We start from the raw sequence: 25,125 nt of genomic DNA, 5'->3' as shown, positions 1-25,125 counted from the left end.
GTTTTGTGTTATTTTTTTTCTAATTACTTTTTTTCTAATTTTACTTTATAAACACCTAAGCTCAAGGCTAGCATTAGTAAAATCCAAATATGATCATCAATAGGTAGTCCTACTGGATCATCATCACTAGGAGCCCCTTCCGGATTATAGTATCTTGCACTACTAGGGTCCCAGCCCGATGGATCTTCTTGTGCAAATGTAGATGTTGAGCATAATACCAGTAAAACAAAATAAAAAACATTTTTTTTGATTTTGTTTATATTTTTCTTTTTAAACATTTAGTATTGTAATTTTTTATTTATAATTTTATGGTTAATAGTCGTAATTTTCATGATAAGTATTTGTTTTTCAACTATGTCTATTTGTAATTTTATAGAGGAACTAGTAATGTTATCTTTACTATAAAGCAAGCGTCCAATTATATCATAAATTTCAATTTTATCCATTATTTCACTTCCGGAATTAATATTCATCGTGTTATTTTGTTTGTATATGATAACATTATTGGCATCAAAACTTGGCTCATCTAGTACTAATTGTTTTTGATAAATAATTTCAAAACGAGTATTAAAATTTCCAACTTGTGAGTCAAATGAATATGCTGCTGATTTTAAATTTTGTAAATTACCAGTAAGATTATCTCTTAGTATGACTGCTTGATTGGTTTCAAAAAGACCATCAACATGATCAATGCTTATCGTATACATTCCAGCTACATTTGTTCTGAAATTTAAGGGAACCACATCATTTGGATCAAAAGGTAAACTTCTTGCCTGAATATTGTATTCAGTATTGTCTACAATAGACGATAAGCTTGTTGAAATTCCTTCAAAAACTTTACCTTCAAAGCTATAATCGACCCCATTTGTAGCTCCAGTAATGTATCCTATTAGATTTTGACTTATTATTTCTTTTGTATTTGCTAAATTCAGCCATATTCTATGCTTTTCTGTAACAGCTGCATTTATATTTTTAAAGAAAGCGTGTGTAACGTCTCTAGACCGCATCGAATTATTAAATTGTAAGTTTGCTGTAAGTAGACCTGTTTTAACTTTGACAAAAAAACCTTGTCCTATTGCAACAGTTCCAGTTGAAACTCCTTCATTAACGTCTGGCTGAACACTTGTAAGACCAGCATTTGTAAGTGTCGCATAACCTAGTCCTGTTCCTAAATCATTTATTTTTCGCCATAACCAAATAGTTCCATCTATAGCTGCGCTATTACTTTTAAGAAAAGTTTCTACTGAAATGGATGATGGGTAAGGATTACCTACTAAATTGTATCCATTTAAAGCAGTACTTAGTGAACTATTTATAGTTCCATTATTAGGTGTTCCTGTAAATTGAGCTTGATAAGAAATACCAGGTACTGCCGATTTAGTTGCAGGAAAAATTGCGGGAATGTATGTTGCAAAAGTATTGGGAGATCTAATAAGGTATCCTTTGCCAGTTTCAAAACTATAGCTAGTTACTGTTTGCTCAGGAAAAAAACTGTTATTGAATACTGGTGCATAAGCTCCATTCACAGATGCTGTACTGTCATAAAAATAAAATCTATTTGTCAAAGTTCCATTTGAAAAATCTTTTAAATTTTGATCTGAAACAGGTGATGACCATAAAGTAGAGTCTAAGCGATAGAGTGGTGCACTATTTCTTTTTACTGTGATGATTCCATTATTTATGGCTCCTTCTGGTTGCAATAGATTAGCGTCATTATTTAGTGTAAAACTACCTGAAGGATCAATTGTAAGACCTCCGTTTAAAGTAATATTATGGCCTGAATCAACAATTACTGCAACATCACTATTTACAGTTATACTGCAGGACTGTATGTCAGCACTTGCTGTGAAATTTCCATTAAAAATAGCTGAATTTGAAAAAGAAGGTAGTCCATTACTCCAACTGCTTCCATTCCAGATTGTGACAGCTGCAATTGTAATTACGGCTGGAGAAGAATAGATAAAAGACAAGTTACAGTCATTTGTTACTGCCCTAAAATAGGTTGTTGCAGATATAATTCCAATTGAACTTCCACTTAAAGTTGATGTTGTATTAATGATGTCGGTTGTAAGTAAAAAATCTGATGTTAAGGAACTTTGCCATTTTACTACCGTTGTTGTATTGCCTGATAAATTTAAAGTACTTGGTTGAGAGGGCGAGCAAAAATCTTGATTTGATGAGATTATTCCTCCAGAAGGTAGAGAGGTAACAGCAAGTGTAACTATATTTGAGTACGCAATCGAAGAGGTACAGTTTTGAATTACTGCTCTAAAATAAGTTGTAGTTTTTATTGTGCCAATTTCTATCCCTGTTAAGGTTGCATTGCTGGACACAATGTCTATCGGCGTTGAGAAATCTGGACTCAGGGCGCTTTGCCATTTAGTTATTGAACCAGTATTACCAGTTAATACTAAATCATGAGGTTGAGAATTTGCACACAGTAATTGATTAGATTCTAGAATTCCCGGAATAGTAATTGCAGAAACAGACAAGGTAATCAAGGGTGAATAAATTGTAATAGTTCCATCTTCCATTACTGCTCGGCAATAGTTTATTTCTGTAATAGCTCCTATCTCTAACCCCGTCAATGTTGTTAAAGGATTAGGTATTACAGTGGGGTTTGTAAATAGAATATTTGAAGATTTTTCCCATCTTACTACTGGATATATATTTCCTGTAATAGTTAGAGTTGATGGTATGGTGTTGGGTGTAAGTGATTGATTTTCAGAAGTTATTATGGTGGTGTCTGTGTAGGTATTGCTTGGTGCATAAGTAAGTTTGCTATTTGCCAAGGTTATTGCACCAGCTAAAGTAAACATTCTTCCATGAATTAAACAATTATTAGCAATAGCAATAGCTCCAGCTTTACAAATAAAAGTTCCATTTGCTATAGAATTTACTCCTAGTGATAATGCCCCATCGATAAGCCAAAACACACTATCAGTTGCAGCTCCATTTATTAATATAATTTCAGTAGCGGCAGCCAAAGCAAATGCGCCGTTAATTTTAATGATAAAAAGTGATTGTGTATTATTTTGTCCGTCGAGTGTTAACTTACCTCCTAAAGTTGAAGCTCCACCAATTGAATAAACACCTGGAAGTAAAATTTCGCTAGATCCAAATGCGACTGGATGTGAAGAATTAGTAGTAGGGTAAGCATTAATAGTAGTAAACAACTCTTGTAAGTCTTCTTTAGCTTTAAGTGTCAAAGGATCATAAGTATGGAGTAAAGGGTCTGTAGGATTTGGAAACCCAGTAAGGGCTCCTACTTGAGTTCCTATACTGCTTAGGTAAGAAGAAGATCCAGTATTAGTAATTGCACCAGTTCCTGAATAAAGAACAAACGGACCTGCAGCTGCTAAATTAGGTATAGAATTAACGGTTATCTTGATGCTGTTAGAATAAGTATCAATCCCATCAACAGCTATAACAGCTCTGTAAAAGGTTGTAGAATTAATATTTTCAGTACAAGAAAATGAAAGAATTTCTGAATAATGGAGTATATCTATAGGATTAGTAAAAGTACTATTTGATGCGCTTTGCCATTTTATGACAGGACTGATATTTCCAGCTAACACTAAATCTGCAGGTGTTGTACCTGAAGTTATCTCTTGGTTTCCCAATAAAACCATAGTATTGGATGCAGGAGGTGATGCTATGGATAAATGCATTCCATCTACAGTAGTTATTGCTCCAGCCATGGTCATTGCGCTACCTTGCATAGTAGCATTTGCTCCCATACTTATGGCACCTCCTAGACAAATAAATATTCCTCGGGCTTCGCAATTTGCAGCTACACTAGCAGCACCAGCTATAACCCAATATACATTTTTGGCCTGCGTACCATTCGTTAAAATAATTTTTGCAGTTGCTGCCATGGTGAATGCTCCTCCCGTCTTGATGATAAAACGTGCATTTTGATCACCATTACCGTCTAACGTCAAATCGGTAGCAACACTAATTGCTCCAACGGTCGTATAGACCCCGGGAGCTAAAGTTTCAGAACCATAAACACCAACTCTGTTAGTACCTGTTCTTGAAGCTAGATCTGTGTAAAGTATATTTAGGTCTACTGCGCACTGAGCAGTTTCTTTTGTAACACTATATAAATTTGTGGGTTGTGTAATTAAACTTTCAAATCCTACTAAAGTTCCTGCATTAGTACCGATACTTCCGTAATATGTAGAAGAAATACCTGCATTTGTGATATCTCCAGCTCCAGTAAATAAAAGGAAATCAGTTGTGGTACCAGTGATTGGTGCAGGATTTATTTGTGCAAAACTCACAGTTGGTAAAATAGTACAAAAAATAGTATAAATAAGAACGTTTAATTTTGATGACATTATTGAGAATTTAATAAAGTGCAAATTTCCTTTATTATATTCTATTCATTGTCAGTATACTTACTCTTTTTTAAAAGATACTCTATGGGAAATGTCCGTATTTATACCGACATATACAGTTGTTGAATTAATTTTTTGTGATGGAAGCTAAGAAAAGTGATTTTATAATTGAAGTTTGATTATTCTAATGTTACTAAGTTATTCTTTATTGCATAAATAATAAGTTCAGCACTATTTTTACTATCTGTTTTAGAAAGTAATCTTGCTCTGTAGGTTTCGATTGTTCGCTGACTTAAAAAAACGTGTTCTGCCATTTCTAAATTAGATTTCCCTTCACAGATCAATTCAAGGACCTCCAATTCTCGCTTACTTAATTTAGATTCAATAGTTGCTTTGGTATTACTAATGGTAGATTTTATAGTATTCAATTTTATTATATTACCAACGATACTTGGCATACCATTATAAATAATTGTAGTTCCAAATAATTCAATTTTGATTTCCCCTTCATTTTTATGATTTGCTGATAATCTCAAAGAAATAGTAGAATTAATGTCTTTTAAATATTGATCTATCTCAGTCATTTTTTTTGTTTGACTTAACCGGTCCTCTGCCAATAGCTCTTTAAAAGTAATATTTGAGAAGTTTTCTTTTGTATAGCCAAATATAGAGGCTAGTGTTTCGTTATATAGTAAAAATTTACCTTCTTGATAAATAAACATTCCTAAGGTAGGATGCTTTATTAGCGCCTGCAGTTTTTCATCATTATATTTTTGAATCGTTTCGTATTTCGCAAGCCGCGTCTCTATAACTTTTAATAAATCAAATAAGTCAAATGGTTTGAGAATGTAATCATCTGCGCCTAACTGCATTCCTGCTCTAATATCTTCATTTTCAGTTTTTGCTGAAAGAAAAACTAAGGGAATTGTGGATGTAGCTTTAATCTGCTTAATTGTTTTATAAAAGTCATAACCATTCATTTTAGGCATTTCAATATCACATAATATCAGATCGGGTAGGTGCTGTAATGTTTGTTGAATGCCCTCTAATCCATCCTTAGCTACAAATACTTGAAATTTTTCTCCTTCAATAAATTCGGCTATATTTTCTCTTAACAAGGTATCGTCTTCAACGATAAGAATTTTTTTCATATCTCTTGTTTTCAAAAAGGTAATGTAATGGTAACTGTTGTTCCTTTGTTAATTATTGACTTAATAAGTATGGTACCATTGTGAAGTTCTACAAATCGTTTTACTATGGATAATCCAAAACCAGTTCCTTTAACTACACCAATATTTGAAGCGCGATAAAAAGGTTCTAATAAAAATTTAATTTCATTTTGTGGAATTCCAATTCCTTTGTCTTTAAGCGTTATTTTAATTTCAGTATCGTTTATTCTATCAAGACCTACATTAATTAGTTTTTCTTTCGGACTATATTTTATTGAATTTGAAATAAGGTTATTAAAAATATGACGAATCATAACTGGGTCCATGAAATAATTTTTAATATTCAAATTATTTTTTAAAACTACCTTATGATTGGTATCTGAGATAACTAAATTCTCTTGGATTATATCATTCAATAGAGTTACAAAATCTATATGCTCAGGTCTAAAGAAAGATTTACTATTTTGCGCTTCATCAATTAAAGACACATCATCAAGTAACGATTTTGTTTGTTGAATAGCGTCAAATATTTGTTTGTACTTTTTTTCTTTCTTTTCCTCGTCCCAAGAATCATGGTATATTTTTAATAACTGAACGCTAGATAGTATTCCTGCCAACGGTGTTCTAAACTCATGTGATACCGTCGATATAAATTGTGACTTTAAAGCGTTCACTTCCTTTAATTTATGGTTTAACTGGTTTAGTTGTTCTCTTTCAAGTATTCTCTTTGTTATATTATTAATTGTGGATATTAAATACGGTTTACCTTCAATTAGTAGTGGACTAGTATAAATTTCAATATCGCAAATTTTGCCCGAAGCTAACTTATGAATAAACTGAAAATAAGATTGGCCTGCTAATCCAAATTTCCCCAATTCTTCTATGAACTGTTCTGGAGGAAAGGTACTAATATCAGATAAGTTCATTGATTTAAATTGTGCTAATGAATAACCATAAAATTCTGTGGCTGCAGAATTAACATCTATAATATTACCATTAAGAGGATCAATGAGTAACTGTACTGCTTGGTTTTTCTCGAACATTGCAAAATAAAACTGGCGGCTTAGTTTAAGTGCTTCTTCTATTTTTTTTCTATCAGATATATCACGGATAAGGCACAGAATAAATTTCTTTTGTCCTACGGCATATACATTACTAACAAACTCAACATCTAATGATGCACCTGCTTTAGTTTCGAGAGGCATGTTATCAAACCTAATATGTTTATTATTTTGTAATTTTATAAAAGCTTCTTTAGAAGTTGCTATATTTTTAAAAATTCCTATTTCCCAAAGCTCTTTTCCGACTAATTCGACATAATTATAGCCAATCATTTCGATTAAGGAGGGATTAGCATCTGTTATTTGTCCAGTTAAAGCATCAAGAATTAATATTCCTTCTTTTGAAGATTTAAAAATACTAGTAGAATGGACTTCAATATTTTTATACTTTTCCGCTGCTGACTTTCGAACTGTAATGTCTTGCATTAATCCCAAGGAAAAAAAATCCTTTGTTTTTTTATAATATAGGGTCGCTCCTTTAGTATTTATCCACCTTATTTTTCCATCGGATCTTCGAATAATTCTATATTCAATATTCCAAGGTGTTTTATTTTTAATTTTTTCTAAGATATACAATTCTATATCTTTTTTATCTTCAGGATGAACCAAAGACATCCAAGATTCTAAATTTATAGAATCATCTATTTTTAATCCTAATATAGTTTTTAATTCATCAGATACTTCCCATATATCGGTGGTGAAGTTTATTTTATAGGAACCAATAACTCCAAATCGCTGTGTTGCATTAAAAAAAAAGTTATTTTCTTCCAATTTATTTCTAAAGTTTACTTTTTTGGAAATATTCTTTATTGATATAGCGTATTGACTTTCATTTTCAAGATACAGGCCAAATAATTGAACAAAGATTTGCAAATTATCTTTTGTTATTATTTCAATTTCACAATTTTGCTTACTTTTTGTATCTACAGCCTTTTTTAAAAAGTCATCAAAAGTGGGGAGATACTCCAATGGAATAAATTGATTAAATTTAAAATTCACCAATTCAGCATTACACAACCCCATTATTTTACTACCACTATGATTAATGGATACTATTCTTTTATCCAATCCTAAAATAATATAACCAAGAACAGAGAAATCACAGAGCAAGTTTAATTGCTCTAGATCTTTCTCAGCATTTTTTTTGGAAAATTGAAGTGCTTTGTTTTGCTTTATAAGTTTTGAATTTTGAATTCTTAGTTTCTCTATTATCTTCTTAGATTCCAACTCTATCATATATATTCTCTTAATAGGCAAATTGTATTGCGTTTAGCCAAATCCACCAAATCGGAGTCGAAGTGAGATAATGCGTATCATCGACTCCAACAGGTCAGACACAAAGATATGTTTAGCGAAAAAACTATTTTCTTACTATACAACTTATGATAATAAAAAGCTCTTTTAACTATAGGAACCTTGTTCTTATTTGAGACTTATTTCGTTGCCATAGTATAAATATTAATACTTATTCTACTGTAACCGATTTTGCTAAATTTCGGGGTTGGTCTACATTGCATCCTCTCATAACAGCAATGTGGTAGGACAATAATTGTAAGGGTATTGTAGTTAACAGAGGTGTAAAGGCATCTAAAGTTTCTGGTATTTCAATAAAATGATCTGCAAGTGCTTTTACTTGAGTATCGCCTTTGGATACTACTGCGATAATTTTACCACTTCTAGACTTTATTTCTTGAATATTGCTAACCACTTTATCGTAGTGACCTTGTTTGGGCGCAATAACAACCACAGGCATTTTTTCGTCTATGAGTGCAATTGGACCGTGTTTCATTTCGGCTGCTGGATACCCTTCTGCATGGATATACGATATCTCTTTTAATTTTAATGCTCCCTCTAAGGCTACGGGGAAGTTATAACCTCTTCCAAGATACAAGCAATTGGGCACTTCTTTGTAAATAGCAGCAATCTCTTTGGCTATTACCTCGCTTAATGCTAATGTTTCGGTTACCTTTTCTGGAATCAATTCTAATTCTTGCAAATGTGTATGAAATTCTGTGTTAGACATTGTTCCTTTTGCTTTAGCCAATCGAAGTGCAATCATTGTTAAAACAGTTATTTGTGTCGTAAATGCTTTTGTAGAGGCAACTCCAATTTCTGGTCCGGCATGTGTGTAAGCTCCAGCGTGCGTTTCTCTTGAAATCGATGAACCAACAACATTACAAACTCCAAATACAAATGCACCATTTTCCTTAGCGAGCTTAATTGCAGCTAATGTATCGGCAGTTTCACCAGATTGAGATATAGCAATTACAACATCTTTATTAGTTATAATTGGATTTCTGTACCTAAATTCAGAAGCATATTCGACTTCAACTGAAATTCTAGCAAATTCTTCTATAATATATTCTGCTACTAATCCCGCGTGCCATGAAGTACCACAAGCAATAATTAAAATTCTCTCCGCATTGAGAAACTTTTCAAGATTATCTTCAATTCCTGCCATTTGGATAATTCCATTGTTTACATGAAGCCTCCCCCTATAAGTATCTTTGATTACACTTGGCTGCTCATATATTTCTTTGAGCATAAAGTGATCATAACCTCCTTTTTCTATTTGTTCCAAATTCATTTGTAATTCCTGTATGTAAGGGTCTACTAATGAATCGTCTTTTATTTTTCTTATTTTTAAAGGTTTATGCAAACGAACAATAGCCATTTGCTCATCTTCTAAATAAATTGCATTTGAAGTATATTCAAGAAATGGTGAAGCATCAGACGCTATAAAAAACTCACCTTCACCGACTCCAATTGCAAGCGGACTACCTAATCGTGCTGCAATAATCTCATTTGGTTTTTTTTTATCAAAGACACAAATGGCATAAGCTCCCACGACTTGATTTAGAGCAACTTGAACGGCCTTACCTAATTTTAATTTATCTTTTTTCTGTACATCTTCAATAAGATTAATCAAAACTTCAGAATCAGTATCTGATGAAAAAGTATATCCTCTGTTGATTAATTCTTTCTTTAATGGTGCATAATTCTCGATAATTCCGTTGTGAATAATCGTTAAATCACCTGAATTAGAAACATGTGGATGCGAATTTAAATCATTTGGAACCCCATGTGTTGCCCAACGTGTGTGCCCCATTCCAATAGTACCGTTGGTAGTAATTTTAGTTGATGCTTTTTCTTCTAAATCGGCAACTTTACCTTTAGTTTTAGAAACTTTTAAATCTGCTCCATCATAAAGTAGTATTCCTGCACTATCATAGCCTCTATATTCTAAACGTTTTAATCCTTTTATGACAATGGGATAAGCTTCTCTAAAACCAATGTATCCTACAATTCCACACATATTTTTATTTTTAGTAATTAAAATTTTCTTTTTGGTAACGTTTTAAATGCCTTATAAACCAGTTGACTATCTGAGTTAAGAATAACCCATGCTGTAATCACCATAATTTTGAAGTCAACAAGAAAACTATGATGAGACAGATACCAAATTTCTAATTCACCTTTGAAAGGATATATTTTGTTTGAGTAAAAATCCCAAATGTCTTCTCCTCTAGTTTTAGCATCTGTTATTAATTTTTCTTCATCTCTAAAAACTATAGAGCCAATACCTGTAAGACCAGGCTTAACATTGTATATCTCTTTTTGAATTTTTATAGGATATGTTTTAAAACTCACATCCATTAATGGACGTGGCCCTACAAAACTCATGTCTCCTAGGAAAATATTAAATAATTGTGGCAATTCATTAATTTTACTTTTTCGTAAAAAACCACCCATAGGCGTAATTCTAGGATCTTTTTTGGTTGTAAGAACTCCACCTGTCATATTTGGACTGTCTTTCAACATAGTAGCAAATTTGAGGATAGGAAAACTTTTATTTTTAAAACCTACTCGATCTTGTTTATAAAAAACATATCCTTCCCCCGTTAGTTTTAGTCCAATAATTATAGGTATTAATAATGGAGAAAAAATAATTATTAAAAGGGATGAAAGCGCGATATCGCATAAACGTTTGAATATTAAATACATAGTTTTACATTTTTTGGTCTAAACTTTTACCTGTTTCTATATGCTCAAAATCAGGCAGATATTTTTTTAAGTTTTCTACTATAGTTTGTTTATCATAATTTCCCGAATTCATAAGTTGTTGTAAATCCTTTAAGCACATTTCAATTTCTGCAACAGCAAGTTTTCGAGCATTTTTTATCACTCCCAAACTTTCAAATTGTAGTAGATTGACTTCGTCAGTATCAGTGTAAAATTCTTCATATAGCTTTTCACCTGATGTATCTGAACTAAAGAAATAAACTGGATAAGGACCTGATTCTGATAATAATAATGACTTTTCTCGCGCTTCTTGATCAGAATTACATATTTCTATTTCGCGATTAGATGCTTTGAAAAAATCCTGTGTTATGGTTTTGAAATATACTTGTTCTTCTTCTTCTAATTTGGGAAAAAAGATTTCTCCACTTTGACCTAGCATACAAGCTAGCATACAGATTTGACCGCTTTCTTCTGGTGATACAAAAAATCGTTTGATATCAGCAGGGCAGGAGATAGGTTGTTTTTTTAACAAACGCTCTATGTAACCCGCCAGCAAGGAACCGTTTGAAAAGGCGACATTGGCAAAACGAGCAGTTGTAATTTGTATTTCTGAACTATAGGCCATAATTACTTCTTCCATTAATTTTTTGGAAGCGCCCATAACGTTTACAGGATTAGCAGCTTTATCTGTTGATACGCAGAAAAAATGTTCTGGTTTGTTTTTTAGTAATAAATCTAAAAAGGCTTTTGCTTTAAAAACATTGTTTTCAATCATTGCTTCAATTGAAAACTGATCTTTTTCACTGCGTACATGTTTATGTGCTGCAAAGTTTGCCACGATATGAAATGGGCTGTGAGACAAAAACATTTTTTCGAACACAGCGTCACCAAAGCTCATAGGATATGTAATGTACTCCTCAGGAACAAATTGATTTGGTGTACTTCTTAAATCCCTTGTTAACTCCGTTAGTCCATTTTCATTAGTATCTACAACAACTAGTTTTGCTGGCTCAAAAGCCAAAACCGCTTTGATATACGAGGAGCCTATTGTACCTGCTCCACCAATTACAAGTACATTTTTCCCTTTTATTTTGTCAGACAATAAATCGCTATATTTGTCAATATCTAGAGCGAATAAGCTTTTTGGTCTTTTAGTAATATATCCTTTAATAAATTCTGGAATGTCAATTATATTCATTTTTTATAAAGTTTAGTGTGTTGTATAGAATGCCTTAATTGTTTGTACTACTGTTTCCATTTGGGATAAAGAGATTCCTGCCGAACTTGGAATACTAATAGAGGTTTGATAAACTTGATTAGAATGGTCATCGGTAGATACGTAAATGTCCTCATTGAACATTTTTAATTGATTCATCGGTACCCAAAATGGACGCGATTGTACTCCGTTTTCGTTGAGGTATGCTAAGAGTTCTCGCATGTGTTTCGTTCTAAAAGTGAATAACCAGCAATTGGCTTCTACATCAGGTGAAACATATTGAAATTCTATATCACCAACTGCCGAAAGCTGAGAACGGTAATAGCTATCCATTCTCTTCTTATTTTCTAGAAGTGTTGGGAATTCTTCCATTTGCGCAACGCCAATTGCTGCTAAAACATTTACTAATCTATAGTTATATCCTATTTCGTCATGAAGGTATTCCATCGCACTAGCTTTTGCTTGCGTTGTTAAATGTTTTGCTTTTTTGGCAAGTTCTTCATCATCTGTAACTATAACACCACCGCCACCGGTAGAGATAATTTTGTTACCGTTGAAACTAAAAACACCAAATTTCCCAAAACTTCCAGCATGTTTTCCTTGGAATAATGTTCCAAGAGCTTCTGTGCTGTCTTCAATGACGTCAAGGTGAAAGGCAGTGGCAATTTCTTGTAAGCGATTCATATCACCAATATTTCCTAAAACGTGAACAGGCATAATTGCTTTAATACATTTGTTAGTAGATTTATGAAATGAATACAATATACCGTCTACTTCTTTTTCAATTGTATTGTCTCCTAAATAAGCATCTAAAAGGTCCAAATCCATTTGCCAATTTTTAGGATCTACATCAATTAAGATAGGGGAAGCTCCAGTGTATTTGATTGCATTTAATGTGGCAATAAAAGTAATATTGGGCGCAATAACGTGGTCGTCAGCTGTTACTCCAGAAAGAATTTGAGCGATATGCAAACCTACGGTACCGTTCATACAAGCAATTCCGTATTTGGCTCCAGCATAATGTGCTACTTGTTGTTCAAATTGATTAACGTAGGAACCGGCAGATGAAATCCAGCCCGTGTCGAGACAATCTTTAACATACTTCCACTCGTTTCCATTTAGGAAAGGGACTGATAATGGGATCATAAATTGTAAATTAAAATGTGAATGGAAAGTTTTTTTAATGTCTATTAAGATATTGTGTCTTTAGGTTTTTTAATCCATTTATAATACAGGTGTTTGAGTACTGTAGTTTGGTAAATGGTTAATAAATTTATTGAGTTAAAAGACGGAAATGTTATACCACTTTGAATAGAGCCAAACTCCTTGTATAAATAGTCGGTAGGTGCGGGTATAACTTTTATACCTTGATCAGAAAATATTTCAACAGCTCTTGGCATATGGAGTGCACTTGTAACCAGAATTATGTTTTTTTTGGTACCAAATCTGTGCTTGAAGGCCATGGCTTCCTCCAAAGTTGAGGTTGGTGTTTCCAGCATTAAAATATTTTGTTTTTTTACTCCCAGTGAAACTGCTGCTTCTTTACTTAATTCTGCCTGACTTATTCTTCGCCCTTTCATGGCTGCTGACGTCACCAAAATAACATGTGGTAACCTATTGTATATTCTTATGCCTTCAACTAAGCGGGTTAGGGTAGTGGAGGATAAGTTCATAATGGGGGGAAGTCTACTGTCTGCAGATGCCCCTGCACCTAGCACGTATACATAGTACAATCTGGAAGAGTGTAATGTACTGGTAGCGATAGGTTTGAATTTTATTTCTATAGAATTAATTAATTTTTTTGGGATATAGCTTGTTGAACAAACTAAGAAAAGTACAATTACTATTAGACTATAAGCTACAAACATTTTATAGTTTTTGTTTTTTATTTGGTCCATAATGATTAACAGTATAAAATACTATCAACAAACAAGTATTCTAATATTTTACTGATAGAAGTTTATTTTTAATTTTTTATAGGTTTTTAAGTCCTGCAACAGTTAATGAAGTAGGCTTGATTGGTAGATTTTTTAATATTATGTACACTAATTGAGATTTAGGATTAACCAAGGACCAAAATGTTAAAAAAAGTATTTTGAGATCTATCAATACACAACAATTGTTATAATACCATACCTCAAGTGCTCCTTTATGTGGAAAAATATTGGTTTTGTAATATTCTACGGGATCATTGCCCAGCTCCTTATACATTGTTACCAATAGCTCCTCATCTCTGAAAACCAGAGAACCAAGTCCTGTTATACCGGGTCTATTTTTGTAAATAACACTTTGTACTTCTGGAGCATATTTTTCAAAACTTTTTGATAGTAACGGCCTTGGACCTACAAGCGACATATCTCCTTTGATTACGTTTATGATCTGAGGTAATTCATTGATTTTAGTCATTCGTAAAAACTGACCTGTCTTTGTAATTCTCGGGTCATTTCTTACGGTCAAAGTCTTATTGCCCAGATTTGGACTATTTTTAAGCATTGTTGCAAATTTATAAATATGAAAAGGCTTTTTATTGAGCCCCATGCGCTCTTGCAAGTAAAATATCTCGCCTTCACCACTAAACTTAAGGATCAATATAATGATAATTAATAGTGGAGAAAGGGCTATTATTCCCACTAGCGACACTAGTAAATCAAAAGACCTTTTTAATATAAAATAGATACTATTAGTTGCAGTTTTTTTCATAAATTTTATAATTAATCAATCTTAATGTCAGTTAATTAAGTTTGTTTGACCTCTGTTTTTAAGTTGATGAATATTTGAAGTTGGGCAGGATAAATAATATTAAATTAGGTACTATTTCTAATTTTATTTCATTTGCATATTTAGAAGTTTTTACTGTCTAATAATAAGCTTTTCCTTATACCTAAAGAATACCGTTTCATCGTTATTTACTTTGCTGGTGATAGTCATACCGGCCATTATTTTATTATTATTTTCAATTTCGATTTCAGGGAGTAAACAGCTGTTTGTACCTAAAAAATTTGAATTCCCAATCTTTGCATATCCACCTAATACTACCTGAGGACTTAGAAAATTACTATCACCAATTCTGGTATCATGGCCTATTGTACATCTAGAATTAATAACATTAAATGAACCGATTTTTGCTTTAGGTCCTACTGAAACATTGTGAGATATGATTGTACCTTCACCTATTTCAGCTGATTTTGAAATTAATGCGGTTGGATGTATGATACCTGTGAATTTTGCGTTTTTAGATTTAAATTCTTCCAAAACCTTATTTCTAATCGAAACATTTCCTATACCAAGTAGATAATAAACATCAAAATCAACTAGGTGATCATCAATATTTCCTAAAAATGTATAATTGTAATTATAGTGCAGGTAATGAGTATTTGTATTATCAATCATACCTTTAATGTTGAATTGCTTGGTGGTGGAATGATTGTTTATATATTCAATATAATCAACAAGTTCTGAGGCATGGGAACCGCAGCCAATAATAATTATGTTTTTCATTGTACTGTATTTGTTCTTTAAAACTAAATTTTGTGATTTGAAAAAAAAATGCTGTTTACTTTTTATTCAAATATTTGACTTTAGAATGGAGGTTAGTTTTTGTTAAATAGCTTTAACTACAAATGGTTGTAGTCTTTTATCAATTATTGAATAAACTATAGATAAAAGTTCCAATTTATTTTATTAGCCTCAAAAAAATTTCCGTGTCCTGGATAGATGACATCATTTTTACTTGCATTGTCTCGTATTTTTATAATGCTCTTTTTTGCATCAGCTTTATTGCCACTTTTTAATTTGGTAATTACAGCTGTTTCAGGAATTAAGGAATCGCCTGAAAAAATAGCTTGCTCAATTTTAAAGGTTAGGCTTCCTTCATTGTGGCCAGGAGTTTCTAATGTCGTAAGTTTAACATTGACAAATAGGTCACAAGTATCTTCTTCAGTGAGAATTCTTACATTGTTTCCTTTATAAATAACGGGAGTATTGTGATAAAAAGATAAATTCACCTTACTGTCTTGTAGTGCTTCCTTTGTATATTTCGAACAAAAAATGGTGCATTCTGGGAATTGATTTACGATTTCATTTATTCCGCAAATATGGTCATAATGTGCATGAGTCAAAAAAACACTTTTTATGTATTGATTCTTTTCCAATATATTCATTACACCATCATAATTCCCTATATCAATTAAGTAGCAGGCAGTTTCATTGGTGCTACTTTTTATTATATAAGTATTGGCCTTAAAATGTTCATTGGTTACCGCTTGGATTTTTATAAGCATTTGATAAAGTGGAGTGATTATTGCTTTCGCTTCTAAAAGATTATCAATGGTTTTTTATTTGGCTGTATAGCCACCGTCAACTACTAAATTAGTTCCTGTAATCCAGCGGGAGCCATCACTAACTAAAAAAGCACAGGCATTCGCTACATCTTCGGGTTTCCCTAATCCAATAGGATGGAAACTTTTTATTTTGTCATACGCTTCCGCATCTTGTGAATAAACGGCACTTGCACTCATAGGCGTTTCGACTACACCAGGTAACACACAATTCACTCTAATTTTTTTACTGGCCAATTCTAGAGCTAATGATTTTGTTCCTGCTACAAGTGCTCCCTTTGTTAGGCTGTAGATGGTTTTTCCTAATTCACCAACTATTCCCATAACAGAAGAAATAAATACAATACTCATTCCTTGTGGATTAGCAAACTTTACTTTGGTTAACAATTTGGTAATGTTTATTGCTGCAAAAACATTGGTCTCAAAATAGGGTTGTAGTTTTTGTGGTGTAATGTTGCGTAGGGGTAGAGTAGTAGAAATTCCTGCTGCGTGAATGATGCCATCAATTTTCATGTTTTTAATTGATTCTTCTAGACGAGTTGTAGTAGTTTCATAATCAGTAATATCAGTTGCTAGTATCAAATAATCCATATTACTTAACAGGCAAGCTGTTTTTTCTAATCGCTCTTGCGAGCGTCCTATGAGAATTACGAAGGCACCTAAAGCATTTGCTGTAATCGCACATTGTTGTCCAATACCAGATGAAGCACCTGTAATTACTAACTTTTTTCCAGAAAGGCTAAAAGGGTTACTGTTCATTAAATTTCTACTATATTACTAATTTTACAATCTACTAAGTTAATTTGAGCGGTAGCCCAAGACATTCCTACTCCAAAGCCGCATAACATTAACTTTTTCGAACCTTGTAATTGATTTTGTAGTTGGCTCACGATAGTTAATGGAATTGATACCGATGAGGTATTCCCAAATTGAGCGATACTTGAAGGAACTTTTTTTTCCTCTAATTTTAATTTCTTTGCCAAGTAATTGTTCATATAATCGTTGGCTTGATGAAAGATATTAAAATCAATTGATTCATTCGTATTATTAGATTGTTCCAAAACCGATTTGAAATTTTTAGGAATTTCTTTCAAAACAAAATTAAATACATCGGCACCATTCATATAGCCGTGTTCGTCGGTTCTAATATTTCCATACTCATCCACTACCTTTTCCGTAGTTGTTTCTGACGAAGAGGGATTTCGATAACCGCCTGCGTCCATTTTTATTAAATCAGCTTTTGATCCATCAGAATTTAAAGAAAAAAAGCTTTTACCAAATTTTTCATTCTGTTCGATAATCGCAGCAACGCCACCATCTCCAAAAAGAAATGCTGTTTTCCTGTCCTTTGGTGAATATACTTTAGATCGGGTTTCGCCATCCAACAATAATGCTTTTCGAAAGCCACCACTTTGCATTAATCCATAAACTATAGATAGACCGTAAATAAAAGCGGAACAACCTAAACTAATATCAAAAGCGGCGGTATGTTTCCCTAAACCCAAACGGTGTTGTAAAATAATGGATGTTGCAGGCATACGATAATCGGGAGTTTGTGATACAAAAACCAGCAAATCAATCTCCTCTTTGTTTATTTGTAGGTCGCTAATTAATTGTTCTGCCGCCGAAAAACACAAATCAGATGCGCACATTCCTTCTGTAGCAAATCGTCGTTCTTTAATACCTACTTTGTCCACAATAGCTTTAACATCTTCTTCTGGAAAAAATTTAGTGTAGGCATAATTATCAATAGTATTTTTTGGTACTGCTGCTGATATTCCTGAAATACCTATGTTTTTAAACGAAAGTGTTGCCATTTGATAATAATTTAAGAGTTTGTTCTTTTTTGAATTTCGGTAAAAATATCACCTAGGGTGGTTAAGTGCTTGAACGACTCCTCTTCAATGACGGTGTCGTAAACATCGTCAATTTCAGCAATTAAAGAAAGCCTTGTTAAGGAATCCCATTCGTCATAATCACGAAAGGTATCTCTCATTGCTATAGTTTTGTCTTCTAATTCAAATACTTCTGAAATCATTTCTAAAAATTTTGCTTCCATGTTTTTATTTATATTATTATGTTTTTAAATAAGGGTTTTACTTTATTAAGATTGGTTTTATAAAATAAAATTTCACTTTTATTTTATAAAAAAGTAGTTAAATAACGTTACAGTTACCTAAAGTCTATAATTTTATTTTTATATAAATTTTTTATAAATTATAGCCATCTCCTTAAGTGAATTTGTAATTTCAAATTTGTGGGAAACAGCAAATGCATTTTTGCCCATTTTCTCTCTCAATTCTGGATTATCGTATAGATACTTAAGAAAATTTATAAATTGTTTTTTATCCTCTTGTTCAAATAAATAGCCATTTTTCCCTGAATGTACGATTTCTTTATGTCCTCTATCTTTTGTAGCTATGATGGGTAAACCGCACATCATTTCTTCGATTAAATTGAGTCCAAGGCCTTCTTGTTTACTTGAAGAAATTCCTAAATCCGACATTTTAAAGAGTTCATCAATATCATTTCTAAAACCCATAAAGTGAACTATGGATTCTAATTTTTTATCTTTGACCAGAATTTCCATTTTATCCTTCAATTCGCCTCTACCGCAAAATAAAATTTTAAGGTTCGGAAGTTCTTCTTTATGATCCGCTATCGCTTCAATTAGAAATTGATGATTCTTTCTGCTAATAAACTCAGCGGCGTAAATGGCTATAAACTCTTGTTGACTAAAGCCTTTTTCTTCTCTTAGTTTATTTTTCTCCTCCTTGCTTACGACATTAAATCTTTTATTATCTACACCTATGCCTGGAATCAAAAAATAGTTTGTTTTTTTATTTCCTTTTTTACTTATACGCTCATAATCTTCCTTATTGATTGTAATGATTGCGTCTGCATAAACACTTGTGAAAATTTCTATAGGATAATAGCTTAGCCAGTTTAAAAGAGGAGCTCCATTATAAAAATGAAAGCCATGAGCTGTATATAATACCTTCGTTCCTTTTTTTCTAGCTTCTTTGGCAGCAAGTCTAGTTACGATGCTTGCCATTGGTGTATGACAATGAACCAAACTATATTGTTCACGGTCAATTATTTCTTTTAAAATTTTGAAAGATTTGATATGTCCGATAGAAAATGGACTTCTTACGAAAGGAACCATCCATTTTTTATCTGTAAACGGGACTTCTTCATCGCCTTCACAAGCAATATGTACTTCATAACCTTCCTCTTTAAACCATTTTAAATAGGGTAAATGAAATCTTAATAGGTGCTTGGCTATAGAAGCGGTAAAAAGAACTTTCTTTTTCATTACTTTATAATAGGTTAAAATCTTTTTTGAATTCTTTGTAAAATTCTTCTCTTTTACTGTCTAATGTTTCTTTTTTAAACGTTTCTGCTTTTAAAAAATTTTCTCTGGCCGATTGCTCTAAACTGTTCTTAGATAAATCTCTTAGTAACTTTACAATTGCACCAACATTTCCAGCCTTAAATAAAGAGTTTTTATTAATTAATTCCGGAATTCCTGCAATATTAGACCCTAAAACGGGACAAGCTCTGCTCATCGCTTCAATAACAGCTCTTGGTAATCCTTCTTGTTTGCTAGGTTGAATGTATAAATCTAGCGTATCCAAAAAATCAAAAACCTCAGCTGACTTTAAAGGCCCTACTACTTCTACTAAATCAGCCACTTGACATTGTTCAATAATTTTATTTAGTCTGCTTGCATCTCCTTGACCTACGATTTTATAATTAAAGAGAATGTTTTGTTTCTTTAAAATAGCAATTGCCTGTATTACATCGGCTTGACCTTTATATGGAACATCAATGGCCGCGACAGTTCCTATTGTTATTACTTTAGGAAGATTTACAATTTTAAGTATCCTTTTATTTAGAATAGCATCATCTAAGTCAGTTACAATTACATCAGAGCATCCTATAGATTTACCCTCTGTAGGATATCTGCTTTGCAAAAAATGGTCGGTTACATAGATGGTATGAGAAGCCTTTTGTAAAATGTCTTGGTACTTTTTCATTTTTTGGCTAGCGATTAATCTGCCTCGCCAATCGTAATTCCATAAAGCGTCATACACACAAGCTACTTTTTCTATAAGGATAGGTTTATTGATGCTGCTAGCGTATTCAAAAGCTATTGCTCCAATAGCGCTGGGTAAACGCAAAATAATTACATCGTGTTCATCTACTGCTTTTTTAATGATAGCTATTGCTTCAGTTTTCTTAAAATAAGCTTTGATAGACTTAAAATTTGGGACTTCAATAAACGAAAAAGCAGGATGCTTAATAATGGAGAAATTCTGTCCATCTTTTTCGCTTACTACGGCACGTCTCATTAAGAAATTTACGGAATTTCCAAAATAAGAATAGCGCTGTATTAAAGTATCGTTATAATGTACACCATAAAAAATGGATTTATCATCATTAGTATAAATTGGTCCATCATGCACAAATAAAACTTTTTTCATCTTTGTTTTTTATTTTTTTTTATGAACTTAATAAACTGAATTTCAGTATCGAAATTTTCATATCAAATTCCTGATATGAATATGCTATAGGTTTTTTTGTTACGACTACTACTTTTTTTAATTTAGATTTTAATGCTTAGAATTCGATGCTGAAAACTTGTCTATCGCTGGCTAAAAAGAAAATTAATTGAAGAATAGGAGACGATTTATTTCTGGGGTCTAAAATCTTTTAAACTTTATTGACTTAGAATTTCATTATAAGCTGCTAGTACTAATTTATCATCAAAAAGTTCGGACCTTTTAAGAGACTGAAGTTCATAATGAATCACTAGGTTTGGATCGGAAACGTATTTAATCATATTTTCTGCAAGGCTTTGATCACTTTGCTCCGCCATTAGTCCAAAATGGCCATTTGCAACAATTTCTCTACATCCGCTGCAATTTGTAACCAAAGTCGCTTTTCCTAAAATCATAGCTTCACAAAGTACAGTAGGAAGTGCCTCAGAGACTGAACTCATAATGAAAACATCTGCATTTTTTAATAAAGGATATGGATTGCTAATAAATCCCAAAAAATCAATATTTTCTTTTAAATTAATTTCCTTTACAAGTGATTCTAGGTTATTCTTTTCTGCACCACTTCCAAGAATTGATACTTTAAAATTAAACCCTTTTTCTTTTACAATTTTTGAGGCTCTAATTAACCTATCAAATCCTTTTACTGTTAATAAACTTCCCAATGCAACAAATTCAAATAAATTACTCTTTGGGTAAGTTTCTAATTCAGCCTTTTTTAAAACAGATTTGGTATCAATGAAATTATAAATCACTTCCATTTTAGGATATTCGCCAAAAACTTCGATGAATTCTTCTTTTGCATCATTTGAAACGAAATATATTCCGTCTAAACGACCATATCGCTCCTCTTTTAATTTTTGAACATATTTTGTGTTTTCATAGAACCTAGCAAAATTTCGATTGGTCTGGTACGAACTATGAACCCATGTAAATCTTTTCTTTAGCCCTTTCATAAAAAAAAGTAAATCCGTAAAATTTCCGTCCAAAAATGAAATCCCTAAATCATATTGTCCTCTAATTTTATTTTGGGTAGTTTTTTTTAGAAGATAGTTAAAACCTATTTTCTTTTGCATCCATGCTAAAATTCGTACTAGCATCTTGTTATGAAACAAGAAAATACATTTTACTTCATTAGGAACATTTTCTAGATAGATTCCATCTTTTAACACGACTACTAGGTCAACTTCAAACTTACTATAATCTAGTTTTTGCAATAGATTAATTAATGTTCTTTCGGCTCCGCCTCCTGTTAATGATGGGATTAAGAAAAGTAATTTATGTTTCATCGTATTCTAATCTGTTTTAAAACTCTAAACTTAACTTGTTTTTTTGCCACCAAACCATCGTTTCTTTCTTTACAACTTGTGCTGGAATACCTACGATTACTGAGTAAGGTTCGGAAAAACTTTTATTTACAACTGCATTGGCACCTATGTAGCAATTATCTGCAATTGTTATATCTCCAAAAATTACTGCACCTGGTCCAACATATACATTATCGCCAATTCTTGGAGCAATACTACTTCCGCCATTAGTACCAATATTAACATTATTTTGAATCATGCAATTTTTTCCAATTTTACAATTTGCATTTACTACAATTGATCCAAAATGAGGTAAGAACAAGCCCTTTTCACAAACATTTTTTGGTATGGTAATGCCTGTTTTTAGTGAGATTTTCTTATATAAAACGTAGTAGTAGATGAAAAATAATTTAGACCACATACTCTTTGAATTATAAAAGTATTCCGTTTTTCTTAAAAGTTTTAAGAATTTTGCTGTAGGTTCTCTAACAATATATTTTTTTATAAAACCTTCTTTACTTTCTTCGTAATTGATGTAGTCTTTATAATCTGTATAATTATTTATCATGTTAATTTGTATTAATCAGGTCCCCCAATTCATCAGAACTCATGAACTCTACGTCAGGATAAAATTGTAATACCTTTGTAAGTAATTTTTTTAAAAGTTCTAAGTTTGTAGTCCTGTTACTTTCGTCAATAGCACCTATTACATTTAGTCTATGCATTGATACTACAGCGGGTTTTTGACAAGAAAAAGCAATTTTAATTGCGTTGAATGCATCCTCAACAACATCAAATTTATCTCTGAAGTGACTTGGTTCAAAATGAGCATTTCTTGAAATATAGGTTAGTCCTGATTTGCTTTTATTTCCTAAAAAATTGTTTTTTTTATATTTGAAGTTTTGATCATCGTCTATGGGAATCCTCTGGTGAATCATACCCTGAAGATACTTAACACCATTTTTTTTTAAATTATTTTCAATATCAGGATGCCAAGTATAAGTTGTTGGAATAAACGATGTAGATTTATATCCTATTAATTGTTCAAACATTACAAGACCTTCTTTCAAAATAACATTAAAGTTTTCAGTGTCATTTTTTAACCCAGAATTAAATGCACCCATATAATTTACCTTTATGGAAGAATCTACATCTGCAGTCAGTCCATAAGTTCCCATATTAAAAGCTACATGCGTAAGTTTATCATTTTCAAGTAGTTGGTGCATCCATTTTTTGACGTATAAATGTTCTCGACCATGGAATTGTGGTTTGAATATTCCTGCTTCCATGCCTTCTTTCCATAATTCAAACGAATTATGTGTTGATGGATTTCTCTTTAATGTTTCTGTGAAAGGCTCAAAGTAATAATCCGAAAATTGGTGTTCTCGTATTTTTTCAAAATGGGGATTTGCCATTACTGCGTTAGCAGTAAGTATTGCGTTTTGACCATTTTTATCTTTAAATGTCTTTAATAAATCAAACAGAGCTTCCAAATCTTGAGTTGTAGCTAAACTATCATACCTACAATATAAGTCTTTATCTACATGTAAGCCCTTATTTAGTAAATCTTGATACACTTGTTTAGAAGGCATTCTAACAGCTCCCCAATCATCACTTTCAATAACCAGAATTTTGCGTTTTGTATGATAGCCAGGTAAATTTAGTAACGTTCGTTTTATTTTTTTTTGAACATCTTTAAACATTTTAATTTCTATTTTTTGTTATCAAATCTCCTAGTTCAGGAGTAGTTATATATTTTAGTTTTTTCACTTTTTTTAAATTTATTATACAAATAGTTTTTAGCAATCATATCGATTTTGCATACTAAGTTTTTGATCTAATTTATTTTTTATGATTTGGATAGTATTGATTTATTGCCTTAATATGCTATCCAATTTTTTAAATATTTAAATTGCATTTGTTAAATAGTTCAGCATCTTAAAAAGAGTATTTTTTTTAAAATTACCTATATTAGTTAAAATTTAAATTTAGTTGTATACTATCAATTTCTCGCACCAAAAATCATCTACCTCCAGTCAAAATAAAGTATATTTTTTTCAAATATTTTTTAAATAACAAGCCAACACATATGCTAGTTATTATTACTGTGATTGCACTTAGAAAATATATCATTAATAATTGTATTTCATTTTTACCAACTAATACTAACATTAATTTTCTTAAAAACGTAAGAAAAGGTTCGTGCATAACGAATAAGAAAAATGTCGTTTTTAAAATTGAATCCGAAAGAGTTAATAGATTTTTATTCCTTATATAGTCATATATTGACCAAATAGAAAAGACGCCTATTATTATAAAAATCTTATTTATCATTGCAAAAATATAATTTGAATGATGTAAGTAATTTATTGCATATAAAATATTGAATAAAATCCAAATAATAGATGAAATAAATACTAATCTAAAAGGAACCTTCTTTAAAAGTAATTCAAATCTATTTTTAACTATGAAAGCTCCAAATGAAAAAAACAACAATGATCCAGTCTTAACAATAATTATAGATAATGGGTAAAGCCATGCGATAAATAAAATGATTAACCAATAACCTTTAGAATACTTATTTAATAATTCTATTACTGGTGAGACTAATACAAGTATAAATAAATCACGAATAAACCAAAGTTGAAATGGTATAGGATCGATAAAAATTGTGTCAAGTATTTTAATTAAAGAGTAATTGACAATTAATTGATTATTATCAGAAAAATACCTGCTCGTTAATGGATTGACCTGTAATATTAAATATAGAAATATTCCAATTAATGACCATACTATATACGGTATTAATAAAGTAACTACCCTTCTTTGAACTTTTTTTCGATAAATACTTAATGATAAATCAAATTTATAAAAATACAAAATACTTGATATGAAAAAGAATAAAGGAACAGCAACTCTGTTTATTCCTTGCGAAATAAAGTTTTGAATAAAGTGGTTTACTTGTGAATTTATACTATTTAATTGATTAGTAGTTGAGTAACCAAGATTATAGGAGTGTATAAATACAACAAATATCATTAATATAAATGAAAGAACTTTTAATTTTTGGCTTAAAGAGATGTCAAATTTATTGCTAATATTCATTT

General features: G+C 31.7%; 21 protein-coding genes. All 21 read right to left on the bottom strand.

The features are described from left to right. Positions 1 to 23: 23 nt before the first annotated feature. A complete protein-coding gene (locus M2326_RS12810; protein ID WP_264619951.1) occupies positions 24 to 278 on the bottom strand; it encodes a hypothetical protein in 255 nt (84 codons plus the stop codon). After that, complete coding sequence (locus M2326_RS12805) at positions 279 to 4,343, bottom strand: ice-binding family protein (RefSeq protein ID WP_264619950.1); 4,065 nt, start codon at positions 4,341 to 4,343, stop codon at positions 279 to 281. A gap of 179 nt (positions 4,344 to 4,522) precedes the next feature. Continuing rightward, positions 4,523 to 5,494, bottom strand: a complete 972-nt coding sequence (locus M2326_RS12800) for a response regulator (protein ID WP_108741967.1) — start codon at positions 5,492 to 5,494, stop codon at positions 4,523 to 4,525. Between the two features lie 11 nt (positions 5,495 to 5,505). Further along, a complete protein-coding gene (locus M2326_RS12795) occupies positions 5,506 to 7,809 on the bottom strand; it encodes a PAS domain S-box protein (RefSeq protein WP_264619949.1) in 2,304 nt (767 codons plus the stop codon). Positions 7,810 to 8,038: 229 nt separating this feature from the next. After that, positions 8,039 to 9,889, bottom strand: a complete 1,851-nt coding sequence (gene glmS, locus M2326_RS12790) for a glutamine--fructose-6-phosphate transaminase (isomerizing) (protein ID WP_108741965.1) — start codon at positions 9,887 to 9,889, stop codon at positions 8,039 to 8,041. 17 nt (positions 9,890 to 9,906) lie between these two features. Further along, a complete protein-coding gene (locus tag M2326_RS12785; RefSeq protein WP_264619948.1) occupies positions 9,907 to 10,578 on the bottom strand; it encodes a sugar transferase in 672 nt (223 codons plus the stop codon). Between the two features lie 4 nt (positions 10,579 to 10,582). Then, the gene (locus tag M2326_RS12780; RefSeq protein WP_264619947.1) at positions 10,583 to 11,794 is read right to left on the bottom strand and encodes a polysaccharide biosynthesis protein; all 1,212 of its coding nucleotides are present in this window, start codon (positions 11,792 to 11,794) and stop codon (positions 10,583 to 10,585) included. Between the two features lie 12 nt (positions 11,795 to 11,806). Then, positions 11,807 to 12,958: a LegC family aminotransferase gene (locus M2326_RS12775; protein ID WP_264619946.1), complete on the bottom strand. Its 1,152-nt coding sequence runs from the start codon at positions 12,956 to 12,958 to the stop codon at positions 11,807 to 11,809. A gap of 44 nt (positions 12,959 to 13,002) precedes the next feature. Further along, positions 13,003 to 13,710 carry a YdcF family protein gene (locus M2326_RS12770; protein ID WP_264619945.1) on the bottom strand — a complete coding sequence of 236 codons (708 nt, stop codon included), beginning with the start codon at positions 13,708 to 13,710 and terminating at the stop codon, positions 13,003 to 13,005. Positions 13,711 to 13,786: 76 nt separating this feature from the next. Beyond that, the gene (locus tag M2326_RS12765) at positions 13,787 to 14,512 is read right to left on the bottom strand and encodes a sugar transferase (protein ID WP_264619944.1); all 726 of its coding nucleotides are present in this window, start codon (positions 14,510 to 14,512) and stop codon (positions 13,787 to 13,789) included. Positions 14,513 to 14,662: 150 nt separating this feature from the next. Continuing rightward, positions 14,663 to 15,310 (bottom strand): acetyltransferase, encoded by a 648-nt coding sequence (locus M2326_RS12760; protein ID WP_108741960.1) that lies wholly within the window; start codon positions 15,308 to 15,310, stop codon positions 14,663 to 14,665. A 155-nt stretch (positions 15,311 to 15,465) separates the two neighbouring features. After that, positions 15,466 to 16,092, bottom strand: coding sequence for an MBL fold metallo-hydrolase (locus M2326_RS12755; RefSeq protein ID WP_264619943.1), 627 nt, complete (start codon positions 16,090 to 16,092; stop codon positions 15,466 to 15,468). Positions 16,093 to 16,146: 54 nt separating this feature from the next. Next, entirely contained in the window at positions 16,147 to 16,908 is a 762-nt protein-coding gene (locus M2326_RS12750; protein ID WP_264619942.1) for an SDR family NAD(P)-dependent oxidoreductase, read from the bottom strand. Next, complete coding sequence (locus tag M2326_RS12745; RefSeq protein WP_264619941.1) at positions 16,908 to 17,966, bottom strand: ketoacyl-ACP synthase III; 1,059 nt, start codon at positions 17,964 to 17,966, stop codon at positions 16,908 to 16,910. The genes M2326_RS12750 and M2326_RS12745 overlap by 1 nt, the downstream gene beginning before the upstream one ends. Before the next feature lie 11 nt (positions 17,967 to 17,977). Further along, complete coding sequence (locus tag M2326_RS12740; protein ID WP_264619940.1) at positions 17,978 to 18,208, bottom strand: acyl carrier protein; 231 nt, start codon at positions 18,206 to 18,208, stop codon at positions 17,978 to 17,980. Between the two features lie 138 nt (positions 18,209 to 18,346). Beyond that, positions 18,347 to 19,465 (bottom strand): glycosyltransferase family 4 protein, encoded by a 1,119-nt coding sequence (locus M2326_RS12735; protein WP_264619939.1) that lies wholly within the window; start codon positions 19,463 to 19,465, stop codon positions 18,347 to 18,349. A 4-nt stretch (positions 19,466 to 19,469) separates the two neighbouring features. Then, positions 19,470 to 20,636 (bottom strand): glycosyltransferase family 4 protein, encoded by a 1,167-nt coding sequence (locus M2326_RS12730; protein WP_264619938.1) that lies wholly within the window; start codon positions 20,634 to 20,636, stop codon positions 19,470 to 19,472. Between the two features lie 236 nt (positions 20,637 to 20,872). Beyond that, positions 20,873 to 22,000: a glycosyltransferase gene (locus M2326_RS12725; protein WP_264619937.1), complete on the bottom strand. Its 1,128-nt coding sequence runs from the start codon at positions 21,998 to 22,000 to the stop codon at positions 20,873 to 20,875. A 16-nt stretch (positions 22,001 to 22,016) separates the two neighbouring features. After that, entirely contained in the window at positions 22,017 to 22,586 is a 570-nt protein-coding gene (locus M2326_RS12720) for a serine O-acetyltransferase (RefSeq protein ID WP_264619936.1), read from the bottom strand. Between the two features lies 1 nt (position 22,587). After that, entirely contained in the window at positions 22,588 to 23,721 is a 1,134-nt protein-coding gene (locus M2326_RS12715; RefSeq protein ID WP_264619935.1) for a polysaccharide (de)acetylase, read from the bottom strand. A 319-nt stretch (positions 23,722 to 24,040) separates the two neighbouring features. Then, positions 24,041 to 25,123, bottom strand: coding sequence for an acyltransferase family protein (locus tag M2326_RS12710; protein WP_264619934.1), 1,083 nt, complete (start codon positions 25,121 to 25,123; stop codon positions 24,041 to 24,043). Positions 25,124 to 25,125 lie beyond the last annotated feature (2 nt).

The organism is Flavobacterium psychraerolatum (genome assembly GCF_025960985.1).
Taxonomy (GTDB): domain Bacteria; phylum Bacteroidota; class Bacteroidia; order Flavobacteriales; family Flavobacteriaceae; genus Flavobacterium.
Note: the sequence above shows the minus strand (reverse complement) of the source record. Positions and strands in the feature narration are given on the sequence as shown.

Coding starts and splice junctions, on each gene's coding strand:
- M2326_RS12800 (WP_108741967.1), bottom strand. CDS start 5,494: ATGAAAAAAATTCTTATCGTTGAAGACGATACCTTGTTAAGAGAAAAT.
- M2326_RS12720 (WP_264619936.1), bottom strand. CDS start 22,586: ATGATAAATAATTATACAGATTATAAAGACTACATCAATTACGAAGAA.
- M2326_RS12750 (WP_264619942.1), bottom strand. CDS start 16,908: ATGAACAGTAACCCTTTTAGCCTTTCTGGAAAAAAGTTAGTAATTACA.
- M2326_RS12775 (WP_264619946.1), bottom strand. CDS start 12,958: ATGATCCCATTATCAGTCCCTTTCCTAAATGGAAACGAGTGGAAGTAT.
- M2326_RS12805 (WP_264619950.1), bottom strand. CDS start 4,343: ATGTCATCAAAATTAAACGTTCTTATTTATACTATTTTTTGTACTATT.
- M2326_RS12785 (WP_264619948.1), bottom strand. CDS start 10,578: ATGTATTTAATATTCAAACGTTTATGCGATATCGCGCTTTCATCCCTT.
- M2326_RS12765 (WP_264619944.1), bottom strand. CDS start 14,512: ATGAAAAAAACTGCAACTAATAGTATCTATTTTATATTAAAAAGGTCT.
- M2326_RS12770 (WP_264619945.1), bottom strand. CDS start 13,710: ATGGACCAAATAAAAAACAAAAACTATAAAATGTTTGTAGCTTATAGT.
- M2326_RS12730 (WP_264619938.1), bottom strand. CDS start 20,636: ATGAAAAAAGTTTTATTTGTGCATGATGGACCAATTTATACTAATGAT.
- M2326_RS12780 (WP_264619947.1), bottom strand. CDS start 11,794: ATGAATATAATTGACATTCCAGAATTTATTAAAGGATATATTACTAAA.
- M2326_RS12745 (WP_264619941.1), bottom strand. CDS start 17,966: ATGGCAACACTTTCGTTTAAAAACATAGGTATTTCAGGAATATCAGCA.
- M2326_RS12715 (WP_264619935.1), bottom strand. CDS start 23,721: ATGTTTAAAGATGTTCAAAAAAAAATAAAACGAACGTTACTAAATTTA.
- M2326_RS12795 (WP_264619949.1), bottom strand. CDS start 7,809: ATGATAGAGTTGGAATCTAAGAAGATAATAGAGAAACTAAGAATTCAA.
- M2326_RS12740 (WP_264619940.1), bottom strand. CDS start 18,208: ATGGAAGCAAAATTTTTAGAAATGATTTCAGAAGTATTTGAATTAGAA.
- M2326_RS12810 (WP_264619951.1), bottom strand. CDS start 278: ATGTTTAAAAAGAAAAATATAAACAAAATCAAAAAAAATGTTTTTTAT.
- M2326_RS12760 (WP_108741960.1), bottom strand. CDS start 15,310: ATGAAAAACATAATTATTATTGGCTGCGGTTCCCATGCCTCAGAACTT.
- M2326_RS12735 (WP_264619939.1), bottom strand. CDS start 19,465: ATGAAAAAGAAAGTTCTTTTTACCGCTTCTATAGCCAAGCACCTATTA.
- glmS (WP_108741965.1), bottom strand. CDS start 9,889: ATGTGTGGAATTGTAGGATACATTGGTTTTAGAGAAGCTTATCCCATT.
- M2326_RS12725 (WP_264619937.1), bottom strand. CDS start 22,000: ATGAAACATAAATTACTTTTCTTAATCCCATCATTAACAGGAGGCGGA.
- M2326_RS12755 (WP_264619943.1), bottom strand. CDS start 16,092: ATGCTTATAAAAATCCAAGCGGTAACCAATGAACATTTTAAGGCCAAT.
- M2326_RS12710 (WP_264619934.1), bottom strand. CDS start 25,123: ATGAATATTAGCAATAAATTTGACATCTCTTTAAGCCAAAAATTAAAA.